At 74.8% G+C, this 19,431-nt stretch carries 19 protein-coding genes; 4 read left to right on the plus strand and 15 right to left on the minus strand.

What is annotated here, in order from left to right:
- Positions 1-17: 17 nt before the first annotated feature.
- The 12 genes from EIW28_RS18795 to EIW28_RS18850 all read right to left on the minus strand — a co-directional run bounded on the left by EIW28_RS18795 (position 18) and on the right by EIW28_RS18850 (position 11,547).
- The gene (locus EIW28_RS18795; protein ID WP_125249250.1) at positions 18-377 is read right to left on the minus strand and encodes a tRNA-binding protein; all 360 of its coding nucleotides are present in this window, start codon (positions 375-377) and stop codon (positions 18-20) included.
- A gap of 23 nt (positions 378-400) precedes the next feature.
- Positions 401-1,426: an allantoicase gene (gene alc / locus EIW28_RS18800; protein WP_125249251.1), complete on the minus strand. Its 1,026-nt coding sequence runs from the start codon at positions 1,424-1,426 to the stop codon at positions 401-403.
- Positions 1,423-2,772, minus strand: a complete 1,350-nt coding sequence (allB, locus tag EIW28_RS18805) for an allantoinase AllB (RefSeq protein ID WP_125249252.1) — start codon at positions 2,770-2,772, stop codon at positions 1,423-1,425. Before allB ends, alc begins: the two co-directional genes overlap by 4 nt.
- A 262-nt stretch (positions 2,773-3,034) precedes the next feature.
- Positions 3,035-3,442: an allophanate hydrolase-related protein gene (locus EIW28_RS18810; protein WP_125249253.1), complete on the minus strand. Its 408-nt coding sequence runs from the start codon at positions 3,440-3,442 to the stop codon at positions 3,035-3,037.
- A 349-nt stretch (positions 3,443-3,791) separates the two neighbouring features.
- Positions 3,792-4,823, minus strand: a complete 1,032-nt coding sequence (locus EIW28_RS18815) for an XdhC family protein (protein ID WP_125249254.1) — start codon at positions 4,821-4,823, stop codon at positions 3,792-3,794.
- Complete coding sequence (locus EIW28_RS18820) at positions 4,820-7,042, minus strand: molybdopterin cofactor-binding domain-containing protein (protein ID WP_187350630.1); 2,223 nt, start codon at positions 7,040-7,042, stop codon at positions 4,820-4,822. Before EIW28_RS18820 ends, EIW28_RS18815 begins: the two co-directional genes overlap by 4 nt.
- Positions 7,035-8,396 (minus strand): 8-oxoguanine deaminase, encoded by a 1,362-nt coding sequence (locus EIW28_RS18825; RefSeq protein ID WP_125249255.1) that lies wholly within the window; start codon positions 8,394-8,396, stop codon positions 7,035-7,037. Before EIW28_RS18825 ends, EIW28_RS18820 begins: the two co-directional genes overlap by 8 nt.
- Positions 8,397-8,490: 94 nt before the next feature.
- On the minus strand, positions 8,491-8,955 hold the full coding sequence (locus tag EIW28_RS18830; protein ID WP_197717388.1) for a (2Fe-2S)-binding protein: 465 nt from the start codon (positions 8,953-8,955) through the stop codon (positions 8,491-8,493).
- A gap of 47 nt (positions 8,956-9,002) precedes the next feature.
- On the minus strand, positions 9,003-9,734 hold the full coding sequence (locus tag EIW28_RS18835) for an FAD binding domain-containing protein (protein ID WP_125249256.1): 732 nt from the start codon (positions 9,732-9,734) through the stop codon (positions 9,003-9,005).
- Positions 9,731-10,576, minus strand: coding sequence for a factor-independent urate hydroxylase (gene pucL, locus EIW28_RS18840; RefSeq protein ID WP_125249257.1), 846 nt, complete (start codon positions 10,574-10,576; stop codon positions 9,731-9,733). The genes EIW28_RS18835 and pucL overlap by 4 nt, the downstream gene beginning before the upstream one ends.
- Positions 10,577-10,900, minus strand: a complete 324-nt coding sequence (gene uraH, locus EIW28_RS18845; RefSeq protein WP_125249258.1) for a hydroxyisourate hydrolase — start codon at positions 10,898-10,900, stop codon at positions 10,577-10,579.
- On the minus strand, positions 10,897-11,547 hold the full coding sequence (locus tag EIW28_RS18850; RefSeq protein WP_125249259.1) for a 2-oxo-4-hydroxy-4-carboxy-5-ureidoimidazoline decarboxylase: 651 nt from the start codon (positions 11,545-11,547) through the stop codon (positions 10,897-10,899). The genes uraH and EIW28_RS18850 overlap by 4 nt, the downstream gene beginning before the upstream one ends.
- A gap of 289 nt (positions 11,548-11,836) precedes the next feature.
- On the opposite strand from EIW28_RS18850, the gene EIW28_RS18855 reads away from it, so the two are divergent.
- Together EIW28_RS18855 and EIW28_RS18860 are read left to right on the plus strand one after the other, a co-directional pair.
- Positions 11,837-13,351: a PucR family transcriptional regulator gene (locus tag EIW28_RS18855; protein WP_158630464.1), complete on the plus strand. Its 1,515-nt coding sequence runs from the start codon at positions 11,837-11,839 to the stop codon at positions 13,349-13,351.
- Positions 13,352-13,430: 79 nt separating this feature from the next.
- Positions 13,431-14,018, plus strand: coding sequence for a nucleotidyltransferase family protein (locus tag EIW28_RS18860; RefSeq protein ID WP_125249261.1), 588 nt, complete (start codon positions 13,431-13,433; stop codon positions 14,016-14,018).
- A gap of 46 nt (positions 14,019-14,064) precedes the next feature.
- Here the strand turns inward: EIW28_RS18860 and ndk are convergent, their stop codons facing one another.
- Entirely contained in the window at positions 14,065-14,469 is a 405-nt protein-coding gene (ndk, locus tag EIW28_RS18865) for a nucleoside-diphosphate kinase (protein WP_125249262.1), read from the minus strand.
- A 311-nt stretch (positions 14,470-14,780) separates the two neighbouring features.
- On the opposite strand from ndk, the gene EIW28_RS18870 reads away from it, so the two are divergent.
- Both EIW28_RS18870 and EIW28_RS18875 read left to right on the plus strand, forming a co-directional pair.
- On the plus strand, positions 14,781-16,376 hold the full coding sequence (locus tag EIW28_RS18870) for a VOC family protein (protein WP_125249263.1): 1,596 nt from the start codon (positions 14,781-14,783) through the stop codon (positions 16,374-16,376).
- Between the two features lie 40 nt (positions 16,377-16,416).
- Positions 16,417-17,442, plus strand: coding sequence for an SCO2521 family protein (locus tag EIW28_RS18875; protein WP_125249264.1), 1,026 nt, complete (start codon positions 16,417-16,419; stop codon positions 17,440-17,442).
- Positions 17,443-17,491: 49 nt separating this feature from the next.
- Here the strand turns inward: EIW28_RS18875 and EIW28_RS18880 are convergent, their stop codons facing one another.
- Together EIW28_RS18880 and EIW28_RS18885 are read right to left on the minus strand one after the other, a co-directional pair.
- A complete protein-coding gene (locus EIW28_RS18880; protein WP_197717368.1) occupies positions 17,492-18,490 on the minus strand; it encodes an SCO2522 family protein in 999 nt (332 codons plus the stop codon).
- Entirely contained in the window at positions 18,487-19,431 is a 945-nt protein-coding gene (locus EIW28_RS18885; protein ID WP_125249265.1) for an SCO2523 family variant P-loop protein, read from the minus strand. Before EIW28_RS18885 ends, EIW28_RS18880 begins: the two co-directional genes overlap by 4 nt.

The following is a 19,431-nucleotide window of genomic DNA, read 5'->3' on the forward strand; positions in this document are numbered from 1 at the left end:
AGGCCGGCGCCGGGCGGTCAGGAGATGCGGGCGCCGAGGGGGACGTCGGCGTCGGGGGCGAGGAGGACGACGTCGTCGGTGCCGTCGATGGGGACGCCGAGGACGAGGACTTCGGACATGAAGTCGGCGATCTGGCGGGGCGGGAAGTTGGTGACGGCGACGACGGTGCGTCCGATGAGGTCGTCGGGGGTGTAGCGGGCGGTGATCTGGGCGCTGGAGCGTTTGACGCCGAGGTCGCCGAAGTCGATCCAGAGCTTGTAGGCGGGTTTGCGGGCCTTCGCGAAGACTTCGGCGCGTTCGATGCGGCCGGTGCGGATCTCGGTGCGGAAGAAGTCGTCGGCGGTGGTCTGCTGCTCGGTCCGGGTCTGGTGTGCCATGCGGGGAGGATAGCGCCGCGGCGTCAGGCCCGGAAGCGGGTTTCCAGCTCGCGGAGGGCCTCGGGGGTGAGGCGGCCGTAGAGGCGGAGGCGGGCCATGCCGCCGTCGGGGAAGATGTTGAGCCGCACGGAGGTCGCGGGCCGGTCGCCGGTGAGGACGAAGCGGTGGGGCGTGTCGGGTTGGAGCGGGGTGCGTTCGAGGAGGGGGAAGGACTCGGCGCCGTCGCGGGCGTCGAGGGAGGCCCAGCCGGGGGCGTTGTGCTTGAGGTGGGTGGTGTCGAGTTCGGCGACGCGGATGACGCCGCGGCCGGCGAGGCGGACGTCGAGCCATTCGTGGCCGGGGGTGCGGCGGCGGGCGGTCTCCCAGCCGTCGGCCTGGCTGGCGGGGAGGCCGGGCATGATCGCGCCGGTCGGGTTGGAGTAGAAGGCGTTCGAGGCGCCGGTGACGGCGGCGCCGTTGGCGAGGGCGGCGAGGTCGAGGGGGAGGTCGGCGAAGCCGGCCGGGTCGGGGACGGGGGTGCCGTGGACGCGGAGGCGGGCGACGCCGCCGTCGGGGTGGAGGTTGAGGCGGACGTGGGTGTACCGGTGGGGGTCGTCGACGTCGTACTCGTTGCGGGTGTCGCCCTTGGCGTCCGAGACGGGGACGATGGTGCGCCAGTCGGCGCGGAGGAGGTCGGCGACGGCGGGGTGGCCGTCGGCGCGGCAGGCGTCGACGGAGACGCGCGGCGGGTAGTTGCCGGTGAAGTAGGCGGTGTCGACGGCGACGGCGCTGATGACGCCGGGGACGCCGAGGCGGACGATCGCCCAGTCGTGGCCGTCGGTGCGGCGACGGCGGGTCTCCCAGCCGTCGTAGACCTGGCCTTTCGCGCCGAAGGTGTGCGCGGCGTGGACGACGGGGTAGGGCTGGATGAGGTGCTCCTTCTCGGCGAAGGACTCGTCGTTGGCGGCGAGGACGGCGCCGCCGAGGGCGCGGGCGGCGAGGTCGGGGAGGGCCCACCGGTCGGGCGCGTCGGCGCGGGGCTCGGGGATCTGGGCGGCGGTGTCGGTCATCGCGGGCTCCTGTGCAGCTGTCGGCCGCGCGGGGCGGCCTCGGTGCCGATGCGCTTGCCGCGCAGCCAGGTGGCGACGGCCCGGCCGGTGACGCGGCGGCCGTCGTAGGGGGTGACGGGGTGGCGGTGGAGGAGGTCGGCGCCGCGCACGGTCCATTCGCGGTCGGGGTCGAAGGCGACGAGGTCGGCGTCGGCGCCGGCGGCGATGCGGCCCTTGCGGTGGAGGCCGGCGAAGTCGGCGGGGCCGCGGGACATCCACCGGGCGACGTCGGCGAGGCCGTGGCCGCGGGCGCGGGCCTCGGTCCAGACGACGGGGAGTCCGATCTGGAGGGAGGCGATGCCGCCCCAGGAGGTGGCGAAGTCACCGGTCTTCATGGCGGGCGGGCTGGGCGAGTGGTCGGAGACGACGAAGTCGATGCGGCCTCGGGCGAGGCCGTCCCAGAGGGCGTCGCGGTTGGCGGCGTCGCGGAGGGGCGGGCAGCACTTGTAGGCGGTGGCGCCGTCGGGGACGTGTTCGGCGGCGAGGGCGAGGTAGTGGGGGCAGGTCTCGGCGGTGATGGCGACGCCGTCGCGGCGGGCGCGGTGGATCTGCTCGATGGCGGCGGCGGCGGAGAGGTGGAGGATGTGGACGCGGGCGCGGGTGGCCTTGGCGGCGTCGATGACGCCTTGGACCGCGTCGGTCTCGGCGCCGGGCGGGCGGGTGACGAGGAAGTCGGCGAAGCCGGGGGCGGTGTCGGTGTCGCGGAGGTGGTCGGGGTTCTCGGCGTGGACGATGAGGACGGTGCCGAGGGCGGCGGTGGTGGTGCAGGCGCGGATGAGGCCGGCGCGGTCGAGGGGCGGGAACTCGTCGACGCCCGAGGGGGCGGTGAAGCACTTGAAGCCGAAGACGCCCGCTTCGTGGAGGGCTTTGAGCTCGGTCTCGTTGCCGGGGATCGCGCCGCCCCAGAATCCGGTGTCGATCCAGGTCTTCCCTTTGGCCGCTTCGCGTTTCGCGGCGAGCGCGGCGGTGTCGACGGTGGGCGGGAGGCTGTTGAGGGGCATGTCGATCAGGGTGGTGACGCCGCCCGCGGCGGCGGCGCGGGTGGCGGTCGCGAAGCCCTCCCATTCGGTGCGGCCGGGTTCGTTGACGTGGACGTGGGTGTCGACCAGGCCGGGGAGGAGGGCGAGGTCGCCGAGGTCTTCGGTGCGGCGGGCGGAGATCGGTTCGGTGTAGTCGCCGATGACGGCGATGCGCTCCCCGGCGATGGCGACGGCGGCGGGCCGCTCGCCGTCGGGGAGGACGGTGCGCCGGGAGCGGAGCACCAGGTCGTAGACGACGGGAGCGGCGATGTCGGAGGCGTCGGTCATCATAGTGACTCCAAGTGAGCGCACAGTGACGAGAGAGGGGAGGTGGCGCGGCGGGAGCGCTGGTCGAGGCGGGGCCGGTGCGCGTCGCGGCCGTGCGACGCGGCGGCGGGGCCGCGGCCCGCGGGTGCGGACTCGAATGCGGAGTCGGACACGCAGTCGTGTGCGGAGTCGAATGCGCAGTCAAATGCGGAGCCGGGCGCGGAGTCGAATGCGCAGTCGGACGCGGGGTCGAATGCGGAGCCGGGAGCGGAGTGCGTGCGGCTCATGGCGTTCCGGCCTTCGACGCCCTGTAGGCCCGCCAAGAGCCGTGGGCGGTGATGTCGACCATGCCGGGGAGGTCGGCGCAGGCGTCGCGGAGGCGCATGCCGAGGGCTTCGGTGCCGTCGGCGAGGCCGACGACGCCGAGTTCGAGGTCCGGCGGTTCGGCGGGCAGCAGGGAGGTGCGAAGGACGGTGAGGTCGATGTCGTAGAGCTCGCCTTCGATGGCGGCGCCTTCGCCGGGAGGCGCGGCCTGGAGGGCCGGGTGGTCGTCGGCGGCGCCGTCGAGCGGGACGGCGTGGAGGCGGTAGATCGGCAGTGTCGTCGCGGGTCCGAGGAAGGGCGCGCCGCCGATGAGGTGGTGGAGGTTGCCGCCTTTCATGCCGCCTCCGTTGAGGAACATGTGGACCATCGCTTCGGCTCCTTCGGTGCTTCGCTTGCGGTTCGGTTGTCGGCGCCCGGCGCCGCCGGTCGGTCCGGCTGGCGGTGACCGCCGACCGGCCGCCGGGCCGGTGGTGACCGCCGGAGCGGTCGGCCGCCGAGCCGCTGGTGCCTGCTGCGGCGGTCTTGCCGCTCACTCGCCATGTCGGCGGCCCCGCCGGTCGCCGCGGTGTGCGTCGCGGCCGGTCTCCCGGCCGGTCGTCCGGTCCGCGGCCGCTGGGTTGCGGTCGTTCGGCCCGGCCGCTCGGTCGGCCTTCCGGCTCGGCCCGTGCGGGCCGGTTCGGGCTGTCCTGGCGCGGGCCGGGCGGCCCGCGGGTCGGTCAGCGGTGGATGGGTCCTTCGGCTTCGGTGAGGAAGCCCGCCGCGGCGCCGTTGCGGACCGCGGTGATCTCGGCGAGGATCGACAGCGCGGTCTCCTCTGCGGTGCGGCCGTTCAGGTCGAGGCCGATCGGGGACCTGAGCCGGGCCAGCGCGGCCTCGGGGACGCCGCTGTCGCGGAGCCGGGCGAGGCGGTCGCGGTGGGTGGCGCGGGAGCCGAGGGCGCCGATGAATCCGGCGTCGGAGGCGAGCGCGCGTTCGAGGAGGGGCGTGTCGAACTTCTCGTCGTGGGTGAGGACGCAGATCGCGGTGTCGGCGTCGACGTCAGTTTTGTCGAAGTGGCGGTGGGGCCAGTCGACGACGACCTCGTCCGCTTCGGGGAAGCGGATGTCGGTGGCGAAGACGGGGCGGGCGTCGCAGACGGTGACGCGGTAGCCGAGCTGCTTGGCGATCCTGACGAGGGGCCCGGCGAAGTCGACGGCGCCGTAGACGAGGAGGCGCGGCGGCGGGGTGTGGACTTCGACGGCGTATTCGCCGGTGCGGCCGGAGGCGGCGAGGTCGGCGTCGCCGAGTTCGAGGGGGCCGCCGGTGCGGCCTGGGACGACGCCGTGGGCGGTGATGGCGACGGCCTGGCCGAGGCGGGGGCCCGCGGTGGTGCGGACGAGGGTGACGGGTTCGCCGTCGAGGATGGCGTCGAGGGTCGCGGCGATGGCGGTGTCGTCGGGTGCGACGCGGACGATGAGGACGTCCATGGTGCCGCCGCAGGTGAGGCCGACGGCGACGGCGTCGTCGTCGCTGTAGCCGAAGGATTCGACGGCGGGGATACCGGTTTCGAGGACTTCCTGGCATTTGAGGTAGACGGCGGCTTCGACGCAGCCGCCGGAGACGCCGCCGACGGCGGTGCCCTGGTCGTCGACGGCGAGCGCGGTGCCGAGCGGGCGCGGCGAGGACCCGGTGGCCCCGATGAGGGAGGCGAGGGCGAAGGGGCGGCCTTCGCGCATCCAGGCGCGCAGTGCGGCGGCGATGGTGTTCATGACGGCCTCCGGACGGTGAGGTGCTCGGGTTGGACGGGGACGCGGGTGAGCGGCAGACCGGTGGCGTCCCGGATGGCGGCGACGATCGCGGGGGTGGAGGAGAGGGTGGGGGGTTCGCCGGCGCCGCGGAGTCCGTAGGGGGCGTCGGGGTCGGCGTTTTCGACGATGCGCAGCCGCATCGGGGGCATGTCGAGGATGGTGGGGATGAGGTAGTCGGTGAAGGACGCGTTCGCGACGTGTCCGTCCCGGGTGATGATCTCCTCCATGACGGCGAGGCCGAGTCCTTGGGCGGTGCCGCCGTGGATCTGGCCTTCGAGGGCGACGGGGTTGAGGATCGTGCCGACGTCCTGGACGCAGGTGAGGTCGACGACTTTGACGAGGCCGAGTTCGACGTCGACGTCGACGGTGGCGCGGTGGACGCAGAGGGCGAGCTGGACGTGGCTCTCGCCTTGGCCGGTGACGGGGTCCATGGGTTTGGTGGCGCGGTGGCGGAAGACGCGGACGGCTTCGATGGGGCCGTCGGCGAGGTCGCGGTCGTGCCAGAGTTCGCGGACGGCTTCGCAGGCGGCTTTGACGGCGCCGCCGGTCATGTAGGACTGGCGGGACGCGGAGGAGGACCCGGCGGAGCCGGCCTTGGTGTCGTTGGGGAGCAGGACGACGTGGCGGATGCCGAGTTCGGTGCGGGCGATCTGCTGCTGGAGGTTCCAGTGGCCCTGGCCGACTTCGGCGGCGGCGGTGTGGACGTAGGCGACGGGTTCGCCGTCGTGCTCGGGGCCGCCGAGTTCGAGGCGGACGCGGGCGGTCGAGTAGTCGTCGAAGCCTTCGGAGTAGCAGATGTTCTTGAGGCCGACGCCGTAGCCGACGCCGCGGCGCACGCCTTCGCCGTGGGTGGTGTTGCCGGTGCCGCCGGGGAGGTCGACGATGTCGCGGCCGGCGGGGACGGGCGGGACGGGGAGGTCGGCGAAGCGGTCGATGAGGTCGCGCAGCGGGGAGAACGGGGCGCCGGCGGCGGCCTTGTCGGGGTCGACGGCGTCGACGACCTGGCCGGTGATGAGCTGGTCGCCTTGGGCGAGGGCGTTGCGGCGGCGGATCTCGAGGGGGTCGAGGCCGAGGGCGTCGGCGAGGGCGTCCATCTGGGACTCGTACGCGAAGCAGGTCTGGACGCCGCCGAAGCCGCGCATCGCGCCGCACGGCGGGTTGTTGGTGCGGGCGCCCCACGCGTCGATGCTGACGTGCTCGACGTTGTAGGGGCCGACGGCGAGCGAGGCGGCGTTGCCGACGACGGCCTCGGTGGTGGAGGCGTAGGCGCCGCCGTCGAGGACGATGTGCGCCTTGACGTAGACGAGGCGGCCGTCGGCGTCGGCGCCGTGCTCGTAGCGCATGCGGGCGGGGTGGCGGTGGACGTGGCCGAGGAAGGACTCGGCGCGGTCGTACATCATCTTCACGGGCCGGCCGGTGCGCAGGGCGAGCATCGCCATGTGGATCTGGACGGAGAGGTCTTCGCGGGCGCCGAATGCGCCGCCGATCCCGGCCATGGTCAGGTGGATGCGGCCGGGTTCGAGGCCGAGGCAGGGCGCGATCTGGTCGAGGTCGGAGTGGAGCCACTGGGTGGCGACGTGGAGGACGAGGCCGCCGTCGGGGGCGGGGACGGCGACGCCGGATTCGGGGCCGAGCGGCGCCTGGTCCTGCATGCCGACCTCGTATTCGCGGGCGACGACGACGGCGGCCCGGGCGGTGTCGGGGTCGCCGACGCGCACGGGCTGGTACCGGAAGCAGTCGCCCGCGGCGACGGCTTCGCCCGCGTCGCAGCGGGGTTCGAGGATCTCGTAGTCGACGTCGATGAGGGCGGCGGCGCGGCGGGCGAGGTCGAGGGTGTCGGCGGCGATGATCGCGACGGCCTCGCCCTGGTAGTTCACCTCGCCGGGGGCGAGGACGGGCTGGTCGGCCTCGATGAGTCCGTAGTGGAGCTTCCCGGGGACGTCGGCGGCGGTGAGCACGGCCGCGACGCCGGGGAGGGCGAGCGCCGGGCCGGTGTCGACGGAGCGGATGCGGGCCCTGGGGTGGGGGCTGCGGAGCGTGTGGCCCCACAGCATCCCGTCGAACGCGAGGTCGGAGGCGTAGTCGAACGCGCCGTTGACCTTCGCTTCGGCGTCGGGGCGGATCGGGGAGTGCCCGACCCCGCCGGCTGCCCAAGGGGTCGGAGTCGTGGGTTCAGGCATCGCGGGCCTCCCTGAGGTCGGCGCTGGCGGCGGCGAGGTCCTTCGCGAGCGTCTCGGTGTCGGCGGTGCGCAGTTCGCCGTCGGCGACGACGGTCTCCCCGGCGACGGCGAGGAGCCGCAGGGGCGCGGCGGGTCCGAGGACGAGGGCGGTCACGGGGTCGGCGATGCCGGCGTGGCCGAGGCCGGTGAGGTCCCACAGGGCGATGTCGCCCTGCTTGCCGGGTTCGAGGGACCCGATCTCGGCGCCGCGGCCGAGCACGTGCGCGCCTCCGGCGGTCGCGAGGCGCAGCGCGGTGCGCGCGTCCATGGCGTGCGGGCCGTGGAGCTGCCGCGCCGTGTAGACGGCCTGGCGCAGCTCCTCCCCCAGGTGGCCGGCCTCCTGGCTGGCGGCGCCGTCGACGCCGAGGCCGACCGGGATGCCGGCGGCGAGCATGCCGGGGACGTCGGCGAGGCCGGTGCCCAGGCGGGCGTTGGAGGACGGGCAGTGCGCGACGCCGGTGCCGGCCGCGCCGAGGCGGGCCCGGGCGCGGTCGTCGAGGTGCACGGCGTGGGCGAGCCACGCGTCGTCGGCGATCCAGCCGACCCTGTCCATGTACTCGACGGGGTCGCAGCCGTGGACCTCGGCACAGAACTCGGCCTCGTCCACGGTCTCGCACAGGTGCGTGTGGAGGCGCACGCCCTTGTCGCGGGCGAGCGCGGCCGACTGCTCGAGGAGCTCGGTCGAGACGGAGAACGGCGAGCACGGCGCGACCGAGATCCGCAGCATCGAGCCGGGCTCGGGGTCGTGGTGGCGGTCGACGGCCGCGGCGGTCGCGGCGAGGGCGGCGTCGAGGTCCTCCACGATCCGGTCGGGCGGGAGGCCGCCGTCGGTGACGCCGCGGTCCATGGAGCCGCGGGCGAGCTGGAGCCGGACGCCGATCCGTGCGGCGGCCGCGACCTGCACGTCGACGAGCTCGGCGGCGAGGCCGCTCGGGTACACGTAGTGGTGGTCGGCGGCGGTGGTGCAGCCGGACAGGGCGAGCCAGGCGAGCCCGGCGGTGTTCGCGGCGGCCACGTGCCCGGGTCGGATGCGGCCCCAGACGGGGTAGAGGTCGACGAGCCATTCGAAGAGGGTGTGGTCGGTCGCGTGGCCGCGGGTGGCCCACTGGTAGAGGTGGTGGTGGGTGTTGACCAGGCCGGGGGTGGCGAGGCAGCCGGTCCCGTCGATGCGGCGGGCGCCGTCGACGCGCGGTGCGGGGCCGGGCCCGACGGCGGTGATCAGGCCGTCCTCGACCACGACGTGCCCGGTCGGGTGCTCGGTGCCGGCCGCGTCCACGGTCGCCACATAGGTGTTCTCGATCACGACCGCGCTCATTCGGCACGCTCCGGGGTCGGATTGTCACACCTGGTGGGCACGGTTGGGGCCTGCCTCGGAATGGATGTGGAAGGAGGTGCGGCGATGGAGTGAGTCATGGGCGATCACCCGCCATGGTCGCGGCGGCCGTGTGGACGGCGTCGATGATCTTCTCGTACCCGGTGCAGCGGCACAGGTTCCCGGCGAGGGCCTCGCGGATGCGGGCGTCGGCCGGGTCCGGCTCGCGACGGAGGAGGTCGGCGACGGCGACGAGGAGCCCGGGGGTGCAGAACCCGCACTGGACGGCTCCGCGCTGCACGAACGCGTCGCGCACCGGCCGCGGCACGGCCCCGACGACGGTCTGCACTTCGCGGCCTTCGCACTGCGCGGTCGCCACCAGGCACGCGCAGACGGGATCGCCGTCGAGGAGCACCGTGCAGGACCCGCACTCGCCCTGCTCGCAGGCGTTCTTCGCGCCGGTGAGGCCGAGCCGGTCGCGCAGCGTCGACAGCAGGCTCTCCCCGGGCCGGTCCACGTCGGCGGCGACCTCGGCGCCGTCGACGCGCATGGTCACGCGGATCGCGGTCACCGCCGCGGTCGCGGCGGCCGGGCCGGTTGCGGGCTGCGTCATCGGGGGCTCCTCTCGTGGGCGGCGGCCCAGACTCGGCGCAGGGCGCGGGCGGCGCAGACGGCGAGGGCGTGGCGGCGGTAGTCGGCGGTGCCGCGGACGTCGTCGATGGGGCGCGCGGCGGGGTCGAGCGCGAGGGCGAACGAGCAGACGGCGATGACCATCGCGTTGCGGGTGCCGACCTTCAGGAACTGCTGCGGGCCAGCGGCCTTCGGGACGGTCACGGCCGTGACGAGTTCGCCCGGCCGGAGCGCGGACCGCTTGGGGCCCAGGAAGAACTCGCCGATCGGGACGCGGCGCGCGCCCGCGGCGGAGGCGATCTCGACGGTCGCGCCGGTCGCGAGGAGCGGCGGGTGGCCGTCGCCGGCCGGGGACGCGGTGGCGAGGTTCCCGCCGAGGGTGCCGCGGTTGCGGATCTGCGGGGAGCCGACGGTGCGCGCGGCGGCGGCCAGGCCGGGGAGGACCGCGGCGAGCTCGGCGGTGATGCGCGCGTACGGGACGCCGGAGCCGATGCGGACCGCGTCGCCCTCGTCGGCCCACTCGCGCAGTTCGGCGACGCCGGTGAGGTCGAGCATCGCCTCGGGCCGGGCGAGCCGGTAGTTGACGGCGACCATGAGGTCGGTGCCGCCCGCGACCGGGACGGCCTCGGGGTGCTCGGCGAGGAGGCGCACGGCCTCGTCCACCGCCGCCGGGCGGTGGAAGGCGGGGCGGGCCGGGGCCGCGGTGCTCATGGCGCCTCCCTTCGGACCGTGCCTTCGATGAGCCCGTAGGGGAGGTCCCCGGCCTGGAAGACGACGCCCGGGTTGTCGCGGCCGAGCGGGCCGAGGTCGAGCAGGTAGTGGTGCCGGTTCGGCAGGGACAGCCGCACTTCGCGGGCCTCGGGGACCGTCTTCAGTATGCGCTCGCCGACGGCGTAGAGGGTCTGTTGCAGCGAGAGCGAGTAGGTCCCGGCGAACGCGTCGAGCAGGGCGGCCCGGGCCGCCCGGAACGCCTCGTCGGGGTCGGCGGGCGCGGCCGCGTAGTCCCAGGCGGCCGTGACGGCCGTGGCGAGGATGCGGTCGTCGGTCTCGGGCAGCGTCGTGTACCCGTCGACGAGGAACCCGCTGAACTCGGAGTCGGTGGTGTTGAGCAGCAGCAGGTCCCGCACCCCCGCGGTCACCGACGCGGCCCCGTCGAAGCGCACCTCCGCGGTGCGCAGCTCGCCGCCCTCGCCGCGGGCGAAGGAGTGGTCGCCGATGCGCGTCCACGGGTGCTCCTCGATCCGGACCCGGGCGTGCGCGACGGCCGGGACGGTCTCGACGAAGTGCCGGGCGAGGCGCTCGGCGAACGCCTCGATCGCGCCGACGCCGTCGCGCGCGAACGCGTACACGGTGTTCTTCTGCGTGTCGGTGGGGAGCACGCCGGTGTTGTCGCCGCTGTAGTGCGTGGCGTCGAGGTCGCCGGCGAGCGCGGTGTGCACGGTCAGGTCGCGGATCGCGTGGCGCGCCGAGGCGCGGTCGACGTGGACGAGCCGGATGCCGGACTTGCCGTAGCTGTTGGGTCCCAGGGTGAACCCGGGCGCGGGTGCGTTCATCTAGCTGCCTCGGTACGTGGAGTAGGCGAAGGGGCTCAGCAGGAGCGGCACGTGGTGGTGCCCGTCGGCGACGAGGAAGGCGATCTCGACCTCCGGGTAGAAGGTGTCGGTGCCCTGCGCGGCGAACCAGTCGCCGGTGTCGAAGCGGAGCCGGTGGAGGCCGGGCGCGGTGTTCCAGCCGGCGACGCGGCCGTCGTCGTCGGTGCGGCCGGTGTGGACGACGGCGAACACGCCGTCGTCCTCGCGGCGCGCGAGCGTGAGGTGGACCCCGGCGGCGGGGCGGCCGGTGACGGCGTCGAGGACGTGCGAGGAGACGGTGCTCACCGGGCCTCCCCGGGGGTCTCGGCGCCGAAGGCCTTGGCGAGGCGGAGCGCGACGATCCGGCGCAGCTCGGCGCGGGCCTCGGCGCGTTCGGTCGCGTCGTCGTTCGCGAGCCGCCGCCGGGCCTCGGCGAGGATCTCCTCGGCGGTGAGGCCGGTGGCGCAGATGAGGAAGACGCGGCCGAAGCGGCGCTCGTAGGCGGCGTTCGCCGCGGCGAGCTCGGCCTTGACGGCGTCGCCCGCGGTCATCGCGCGGGACTGCTCGCTCCGGGACCACTCGGCCTCCGTGCTCCCGGGCGGGGCCGCGGCCGGCCGGCCCGATCCGGCGGGTCGGCCGGCCCGTGCGGGCGCGTCCGCCGCTCCCGTCGCGCTCGGCCGGCCCGCGCCGGGCCGCGAGTCCGCCGGTGCGCCGGGCCCCGGCGTGCCTCCCGGCGGTCCTCCGATGCGCGGGTGGGCGGCGTGGGCGACGGCGACCTCGGCGTCGTCGAGCTCGTCGAAGCCGGCCAGCGCGGCGGCCCGCAGCGCCGCGAACGTGCCGTAAGGCCGGCCGGTGGCGACCTTCTCGGCCCAGGCGCGCGAGGCGCAGCAGGCCGTGAGGACCCCCGTCGCGGTCTCGGGGTCCGCCGTGTCGAACCCTTCGAGCGTCCACATCGGCGCCTCCGTTCATGTCCGGTTCTCCGCGGTGTCCCCTCAGGGTCGCAAATTTGCCGCCGCGTCGGGCAATTGAAGCCGAAACGCGAGGCAGGGGGCATTGTCACCGGCTATGAAACCTTCGTTTCCCGGCCGTTAAATGCTGGAGGATCGTCCAAAGTCGGGTCTTGGGCGGGGTTATGGTGGCCGTAGGGCCGCGCGCACCTGACCGGCCCGCCACGCGTCCCGAACCCGCCTGCGAAGGCCGGACCCCCTGGGGGCCACCATGCGACTCCGTTCACTGCTAGAGATGCCCGGGCTGGGGCTGACCCTGGTCTCCGGCCGCCACCATCTCGACCGGGAGGTGCGGTGGGTCGTGCCGACCGACCTGCGCGACCCGCGCCGGTATCTGTCGGGCGGGGAGCTGGTGCTCACCGGGATGATGTGGCGCCGGGCCGAACCGGACTCGGACGCGTTCGTGCGCAACCTGACCGCCGCCGGGGTGACCGCGCTCGGCGCGGGCGACCACCCCGAGTTCCACACGGTGCCCTCGGATCTGGTCGACGCGTGCCGGCGCCACGACCTGCCGCTGTTCGCCGTGGACGCCGACGTCGCGTTCGCCGAGATCACCGAGCGGATCGTGCAGCGCCTGTCGGCGGGCCGCTCCGGGGACCTCGCCTCGCTCCTGGACCGGCACCGGCGGCTCATCGCCGCCGACGGGATCGGGCAGATCCTCGAACTCATCGACCGCGAGCTGGGCATGGAGTGCCAGGTGCTGTCGCCGACGGGTCGGGCCCTGCGCGGGAGCCTGGAGCTCGGCGAGGAGGAGCGGGCCGCGATCGTCGCCCGCGCGCACGCCTCGGACCGCCTGCCGCAGAAGGTCACGCTCGACCGGCACCGCTGCTGCTCGGTGTTCGGCATCGGCTCCACCATCCACACCGGACGGTTCCTGGTCGTCGGGGACGACCACACGCGGTGGCCGCCGGAGCGCCGCCTCGTCGCCGAGCAGCTCTCGGCCCTGCTCATGCTCGAACTCGACGACCCGTCGCAGCGCCCCGCCCCGCACGTCGAGCTGGTGACGGCGCTGCGGGAGGGCCGCGTCGACGCGCACCTGCTGCGCTCGGCGGGCCTGCCCGCGGACGGCCCGGCGGTCGTGATCGCGGCGACCGGTGAACCGGAGGCGCTCAGGGAGGCCGTCGTCGCCGAGGCCCTCCAGTTCGACGCGGGCGCGGCCCGGGACCCGCTGCGGCCTCCGACGGCGGCGTGGGCGACCTGCGGCGGCGAGACCGTCGCGGTCCTCGCCGGTCCGGGCGCCGCGCCCGAGGAGCGCGGGCGGTTCTTGGCGTGGGCGCGGCGCTGCGCCGCCGTGCTCGCCGGGGCGCACCCGGGCGGGCCGGGCGCCGTCGGCGTCGGCATCGCCGACCCGGTCCGCTCCCCCGACGGGCTGCGCGGCGCCCTGGAGCAGGCCCGGCACACCGCCGCGCTCGCCCAGCCGCGGCCCGGCCGCATCGAGGTCGCCGAGCCCGACCACCTCGTCTCGCACCGGATGCTCCTGGCCGCCGTCCCGCCCGACGTCTCGCGGGCGTTCCGCACCCGCGTCCTGGACCCGCTCCTGGAGTACGACGCCCGGCACCGCTCCGACCTGCTGCCGACCCTCCGGCGCTTCCTCGAATGCGACGGCTCCTGGCGCCAGTGCGCCGTGAGCCTGCACGTCCACGTGAACACCGTCCGGTACCGCATGCGCCGCGTCGAGGAGCTCACCGGCCGCGACCTGCGCAATCCCCTCGACCGGATGGACCTCGCACTGGCGGTCAGCCTGGACTGACCGCCCCGCCGACGGGCGGCGCAGGGGGCGCCGCCGCAACCTCCGCCGCGAGGCGGACCATCGAAGGGGGATGCAGAACATGGGGAACACCGCGGGGCTCGTGCTCGCCGCAGGCGCCGGGAGGCGCTTCGGCCAGCCCAAGGCCCTCGTCCAGTACGACGGCCGCAGCCTGCTCGACCGGGCCGTGGCGACGCTGCGCGACGGCGGCTGCCGGCAGGTCCTGGCCGTGCTGGGGGCCGGGGCCGAGCAGGCGCTGTCGGCCGCGCAGGAGGCGTTCACGCCGGTGCTGAACCGGCGCTGGGGGCAGGGGTTGTCGACGTCGCTGAAGGCCGGACTGGCCGCCGTCCCGGAGCGCTACGACGGGGTCGTGGTGACCCTCGTCGACCAGCCGCGCGTCGAGGCCGAGGCGGTCCGGCGGCTCATCGCGGCCGCCGACGGCGGGGCGACGGTCGCGATCGCGACGTACGGGGGCCGCCCGGGCCATCCGATGTACTTCGCGCGCGAGCACCTGGACGGCATCGCCGCGGGGGCGTCGGGCGACCGCGGGGCGCGCGATTTCATCGCCGCGAACCCGGGCCTGGTGCGCGAGGTCGCGTGCCCGGGGGACCCGGTGGACGTCGACACCCCGGCCGACCTGGAGGCGCTCCGGCACCCGAGCCCCGCTTAGCGGCGGGCCCGGTCGCGCACTGCTGCCAGCGTCGTCAGCGGTGCGTCTACGAGAACCAGAGGTCGATCTCGCGCTTCGCGGACTCCTCCGAGTCCGAGGCGTGGATGAGGTTCTGCTGGTTCGACAGCGAGAAGTCGCCGCGGATGGTCCCCGGCTCGGCCTTGCGCCCGTCGGTGGCGCCGGCGAGCTTGCGCACCACCGGGATCGCCTCGTCCCCCGCCACGACCAGGCTCACCAGCGGGCCGGAGGTCATGAAGTCCTTCAGGCCCTCGTAGTAGGGCCGGCCGACGTGCTCGGCGTAGTGCGCGTCCGACAGCGCCGCGTCCATGGTGCGCAGCCGCAGCTCCTCGACGCGCAGGCCCTTGCGCTCGAGGCGGGCCAGGACCTCGCCGATGAGCCCGCGCCGGACGGCGTCGGGTTTGATCAGGACGAGGGTGCGCTGTTCGGCCACGGGAGACTCCTTGAGGCGACTGTCGGATTCGTGGCTGCCATCGTAAGCGATGTTGTGTCCGTTGCCTCACCCACGTACGATTCACGTTGAAACCCGGTTTCCCAGTTGCGGATGAGGTGTCCCAGATGCCCTCGAGACAGCCACCCCGTCCCGCCCCGCGGCCTTCCAAGGCCCCCAGCCGGGGCGGCGCCAAGGGCGGGGCCGCCCGCGGTGGTGCGAAGGGCGCCGCCGCGAAGGGCGGGGCAGGGGCGCGCAAGGCGATGCCCGCGAAGGCCCAGCCGCGCGGCGGAGCGCGGCAGCAGGCCCGGGGCATGACCGCCGAGCAGCTGCGCCAGCAGCGGCTCCTGATGGACCAGCAGCGCCGCCAGAATCAGGCCCGCTGGTGGGCGATCAACCAGCACGCCATGAAGGACCTGCACGCCCGCCAGCACCACGCCGCGGGCGGCGAGGCGATCGGCACGGTCCTCAACGCGGACAGGCGGATGCGGTGGCGCACCTCGCGGGCGATCGGCGCCATCACTTTACTGATCCTGGCGTTCTTCTTCACGTCCATGGCGATCGGCGCGCAGAGCGTCGGCATCGCCGTGCTCGCGTTCCTGTGCCTGGCCGGGACGATCACGTTCTTCACGGTCGAGCACTCGGCCCGGCGCTTCCCGCAGCCGGTCCCGGCGCCGCCGCTCATCGGGCAGCACCGGCTCGAAGACCTCATCGTCGAGGACGACCCGCCGCGCGGCGCGGCCGTCAAGCAGACCGAGCCCGGCTCGCTCGACGACCTGTTCGCGCCCGACCGGCCCGAGACCGCGCCCGTGCCGCCTCCCGCTGCGGCGCAACCGGTCCCGGAGCCGCCGAAGCCGCCCGCCCCACCGGTCGCGGCCCCCGTGGAGGAACCGCCCGCCGCGGTTCCGGCCGAGGAGCCGCCGGCCGCGTCCGTTCCTGTGGAGGAACCGCCGGCCGCGCCCGGGACCGCCGCCGCGGTTCCGGTGGAGGAACCGCCAACCGCTCCCGCGGCACCCGCCGCGGCGGCGCAGACCGCGCCGGTCGAGGCGCCCGTCGAGCAGCCCGCCGCGGAGCCGGAGCCGCCGCTTTCCGCCCCGGCCGCGCCGATCGTCATGGTGCCGATCGACGAACCCGAACCCGAACCGGACGAGGCCGCTCCGGCCGCGGTCGAAGCGGCACCCGCTGCGCCCGAACCTGACGCGGAGCCCCGGGAACCGCAGGCGGCGGCCGCGGCCCCCGCCGAACCGCAGACATCGTCCCCTGTGGACTCCGCCTCGTCGGAGTCGGCGCCGCTCCCCGCGGACCCGCCGACGTCGGCGTTCACGCTGCCGAGTGAGCAGATCGGCGGCGGCCCCGCCGCCGGGACCGCCCCGGCCGAAGCGCCGAAGGACGCGCCGCCGCAGGCGAAGGGACCCATCGCCGAGGCCGCCGCGAAGCTGCGCTCGCCCTCCCCGCCGCGCCCGCGCACCTCCGAGGAGGGCAGCAGCCTCGCGAAGGACCTCGCCGAACTGCTCCTCTCCGACGAGCGCCTCGGCGGCGCCGACGTCACCGACGTGGCCGCGACCCTCGTGGTCGCCGACCTCCAGCGCTCGGTCGAGTTCTACACGGACGCACTCGGACTCGCGATCTCCGACCGCACCGAGGAGGCGGCCGTCCTCGACGCCGGCTTCGGGAAGATCCTGCTGTGGGAGCGCCCCGACGCCCCGCCCGGCGAGACCGGGGTCATGCACCTGACCTTCGAGGTCGGCGACATCGACGCCGCGTTCACCCAGATGAACGAGGCCGGCGTCCAGTTCCTGCACCTGCCGCGCACCGCGCTGCTGGGCCAGAACTACGAGATGCGGGCGGCCGCGTTCCGCGACCCCGACGGCCACGGCCTCGCCATCACCGAGCACCGGGAGCGCGAGTAGCGACCGAGAACCCGTCCCGCCCTTGCGAAGTGGAGTGCCCATGCTCATCGTCGGCGAGATCCACACCGCGCTGCTGCCGCATTCGCGGCCGCTGACGCCCGAAGAGGCCCGCGCGGCCCTGTCGCTCGCGGTCGGCGAGAGCGTCGTGCAGTGGGCGCGGCCCGTCCCGCACACCGCGTCCCCGACGCTCCTGCACGGCGTGGACTGCAAACTGCCGCTCGCCCCGAAGCAGGACAACCCGCACGCCGACGACCGGTCCGCGAACGGCTCGGTCCGCGCCGTCGGCACCGTCTGCTCCCGCGCGGTCCTCACCGGCGGGCACCTGCTCCAGGGCTCCTCCTGGACCGCGGTGCTGCCGCCGACCCAGCCGCGCCGGATGCCGTGGTCGTACTACCTGGCCCGGCCCGGGACGCTCGAGACGATCGGGAACTTCGAGGCCGAGCGGCTCGCGCGCGCGTTCCTCGCCGCCGACGCCCGCCGCGACCGGTCCGAGCTCCTCGACACCGCCGCGATCGCCCGGCACTCCATCCACGACGTGCTCGCCCGCCCCGTGCTCGACCAGCGCCCGCCGATCAAGACCGGCTCGACCCGGCTGCGGTGGGCGGCCGTCGCCGACCCCGCCGCCGGGAACGCCGTCGCGTTCCGGCTCGTCGGCGGCGACCGGCGGCGCCTGAGCATCGCCACCGGCCCGGTCGAGCCCGAGGCCGTGGCCGCCGCGGCCGAGGACCTCGCCGTCCACGACTGGCTGCTCACCGCCGTCGCGGCCCGCATCGCGCTCGCGAAGATCGGCGAGGACCCGCGGCACACGCTGCGCACCCTCCGCCCGGTCGTCGACCACCTCCTGCACCTGTGGTCGGCGGGCGCGCGGACCTCCCGCGAGCTCGAGTTCGTGTGGGACGCCCTGGAGCGCCGCCCCGGCCTCTCGCGCCAGTGGGCGACCATGACCGAGCGCGTCAGGTCCCAGATCGACTACGGCGCCGCCGATCTCGCCGTCCAGGTCCTCGAGATGCTCGAACGCGACCGCAGCCGCGGCTCCGGCCCCGACCACTTCCGCGGCCGGCCCTAGTTCGTGTCCCACGACCCGGACGGACCGCACCCGGGTCATGAAACCCCACCTAGAGCGGCCCTTGGAAGATGTAGCTGAGCCGGTCCACGAGCTCGGCCGGGAGCGTCATGCCCTCCCGCTCGGCCGACTTGCGGATCGACTCGACAGCGCCCGCGTCGGGCCTGACGCTGCCGCAGATGACGCGCACCGCGTGCTCCACCTCCAGGAAGTCCACCGATAGGACCGACACGGTCCGGTACGCCGGGAACGGGAACGCCGCCGGGTTCAGCTGGAGGATCGGCGGCATCTCCGCCCACCGGTCCGGGAAGCGGCGCCCCGGGCCGCGCCGCCCGGGCGCGTGGCCGTGCTCGGCCGGCACCAGCGACTCGACCGGCTCGGGCACCCCGATGCGCCGGCCCTGGTCGCGCAGCACGCCCAGGCGCAGCAGCTGCCAGACCGCGGCGAGCATCGGGCACGACCAGCGGCGGCCCTGCGGGGTGTCGTTCCACAGCTCGACGTCGAGGAACACCGAGTGCTCGCGCCGCGCGTTCTGGCTCGGCGGCACCCACCGCAGCGGCGCGCCCATCGCGATCCCGCGCGGCTTCGGCGTCGGCACCCCGTTCGGGAGCCAGCCGAGGTCGGAGACCGGTGGCCGGGAGCCGTTCGTGCCCGGCGGCGGCTCGAACACGATCCGGTCGGCGACGAGCCCGGCGAGGTCCAAGGGCCCCATGCGGTCGCACGAGGACTCCCGGGCGAGGTAGTCGATGCGCAGTCCCGCGTCCGCGGCGGCCTCGACCACGGTCGCGATGAGCCGCTCGGGTTCGGGCAGGTCCTGGTGGAAGTAGTCGTCCACGAGGTAGCAGGTCGAGACGCGCGGCCGGCGGCCCCCGAGGCGCTTCGTGAGCGCCTCGGTCGTGCCGTGGACCCACGCCGCCGCCGACGCCATCTCCTCCTTGAGCGCGTCGGGCCGGGCGAGGTCGTCGGCGTACAGGTGCCCGACCTCGATCGACAGGTGCGACATCCCGAACCGCTCGGTGCGCTGCTTGGCGCTGGTCTCCTCGTACGTCACTCGATCCCCCGCACGCTCGCCTCGAGTCCGGGCACGAACAGCTCCTCGGCCGAACGGGCCGCCAGGTCGGCGAAGGCCCGCACGGTCTCCTGGTTCGCGATCCGCAGCGTCACCGTGTCGGCGTCGGTGATGATCTGCTCGCGCCACTGGAGCACCGGGTCGAGGGGGACCGACCCGAGCAGGTTCATGCGGCCGAGCTTGAGCCGGGCCGCCATCTGGTGCAGGTCGGCGTCGATCTTGCGCAGCCACCGGATCTGGGTCGCCTCCAGGCCCGAGAGGTCGGCGCCGTCGGGGTCGACGACCGCGGTGCGCACGTACCGGATCGAGGCGAGGAGCTTGCGCTGGTACTCCTCCCCGTACGCCTTCGCGGTCTCGACCAGGCCGCGCTCGCCGTACACGAGCGAGTGGGCGGCGATGACGTGCTGCTTCGTCCAGCGGTGGTAGACAATCCAGCGCCACGGCAGGTTCGCGAGCTCGGCGCGGGCGGTGGCGGCCATGACCATCTCCGTGGCGTGCGAGCGGCCCGCGGACAGGTCCACGATGACGAGGTCGTACTCGCGCGAGAGCTCCTGGAGGAGCTTGACGCAGCGGTCGACGGTGTGCTCGTCGCCGGGGAACTCCGAGCCGTCGGCGTCGCCGGGGCACAGCACCAGCTCGCCGGCGCCGTCGGGGCGCGCCTGGAGCTCGGCGCGGTCGCTCACCGCCCACACCGAGTGCCGCTCCGGCTCGGACGCGAGGTCCTGGAGGTACTCGTGGACGCCGTTGCCGTACGTGCCGTGCTCGAGGTCGTCGATGCCGAAGATCGCGCCGGCGGTGGGCGAACCGAAGTCAAAGTCCACATAGCACACGTTCATGCCCTGGACGGCGCGGCGGTACGCGAGATTGCACGAGGAGACCGACCGGCCCGTGCCGCCCTTGTCCGAGGTCGCGAACAGCAGCAT

Origin of the sequence: Glycomyces terrestris, from assembly GCF_003933745.1 — a bacterium.
GTDB lineage: Bacteria > Actinomycetota > Actinomycetes > Mycobacteriales > Micromonosporaceae > Glycomyces > Glycomyces terrestris.

What these genes read in the sequence shown, in the direction of transcription:
- EIW28_RS18810 (WP_125249253.1), bottom strand. Translation starts at nt 3,442, where the DNA reads ATGGTCCACATGTTCCTCAACGGAGGCGGCATGAAAGGCGGCAACCTC.
- EIW28_RS18855 (WP_158630464.1), top strand. Translation starts at nt 11,837, where the DNA reads ATGCCCGGGCTGGGGCTGACCCTGGTCTCCGGCCGCCACCATCTCGAC.
- EIW28_RS18875 (WP_125249264.1), top strand. Translation starts at nt 16,417, where the DNA reads ATGCTCATCGTCGGCGAGATCCACACCGCGCTGCTGCCGCATTCGCGG.
- EIW28_RS18795 (WP_125249250.1), bottom strand. Translation starts at nt 377, where the DNA reads ATGGCACACCAGACCCGGACCGAGCAGCAGACCACCGCCGACGACTTC.
- EIW28_RS18860 (WP_125249261.1), top strand. Translation starts at nt 13,431, where the DNA reads ATGGGGAACACCGCGGGGCTCGTGCTCGCCGCAGGCGCCGGGAGGCGC.
- EIW28_RS18835 (WP_125249256.1), bottom strand. Translation starts at nt 9,734, where the DNA reads ATGAGCACCGCGGCCCCGGCCCGCCCCGCCTTCCACCGCCCGGCGGCG.
- EIW28_RS18885 (WP_125249265.1), bottom strand. Translation starts at nt 19,431, where the DNA reads ATGCTGCTGTTCGCGACCTCGGACAAGGGCGGCACGGGCCGGTCGGTC.
- EIW28_RS18825 (WP_125249255.1), bottom strand. Translation starts at nt 8,396, where the DNA reads ATGAGCGCGGTCGTGATCGAGAACACCTATGTGGCGACCGTGGACGCG.
- EIW28_RS18850 (WP_125249259.1), bottom strand. Translation starts at nt 11,547, where the DNA reads ATGTGGACGCTCGAAGGGTTCGACACGGCGGACCCCGAGACCGCGACG.
- alc (WP_125249251.1), bottom strand. Translation starts at nt 1,426, where the DNA reads ATGACCGACACCGCCGCCCAGATCCCCGAGCCCCGCGCCGACGCGCCC.
- EIW28_RS18870 (WP_125249263.1), top strand. Translation starts at nt 14,781, where the DNA reads ATGACCGCCGAGCAGCTGCGCCAGCAGCGGCTCCTGATGGACCAGCAG.
- EIW28_RS18815 (WP_125249254.1), bottom strand. Translation starts at nt 4,823, where the DNA reads ATGAACACCATCGCCGCCGCACTGCGCGCCTGGATGCGCGAAGGCCGC.
- pucL (WP_125249257.1), bottom strand. Translation starts at nt 10,576, where the DNA reads ATGAACGCACCCGCGCCCGGGTTCACCCTGGGACCCAACAGCTACGGC.
- EIW28_RS18820 (WP_187350630.1), bottom strand. Translation starts at nt 7,042, where the DNA reads ATGCCTGAACCCACGACTCCGACCCCTTGGGCAGCCGGCGGGGTCGGG.
- allB (WP_125249252.1), bottom strand. Translation starts at nt 2,772, where the DNA reads ATGACCGACGCCTCCGACATCGCCGCTCCCGTCGTCTACGACCTGGTG.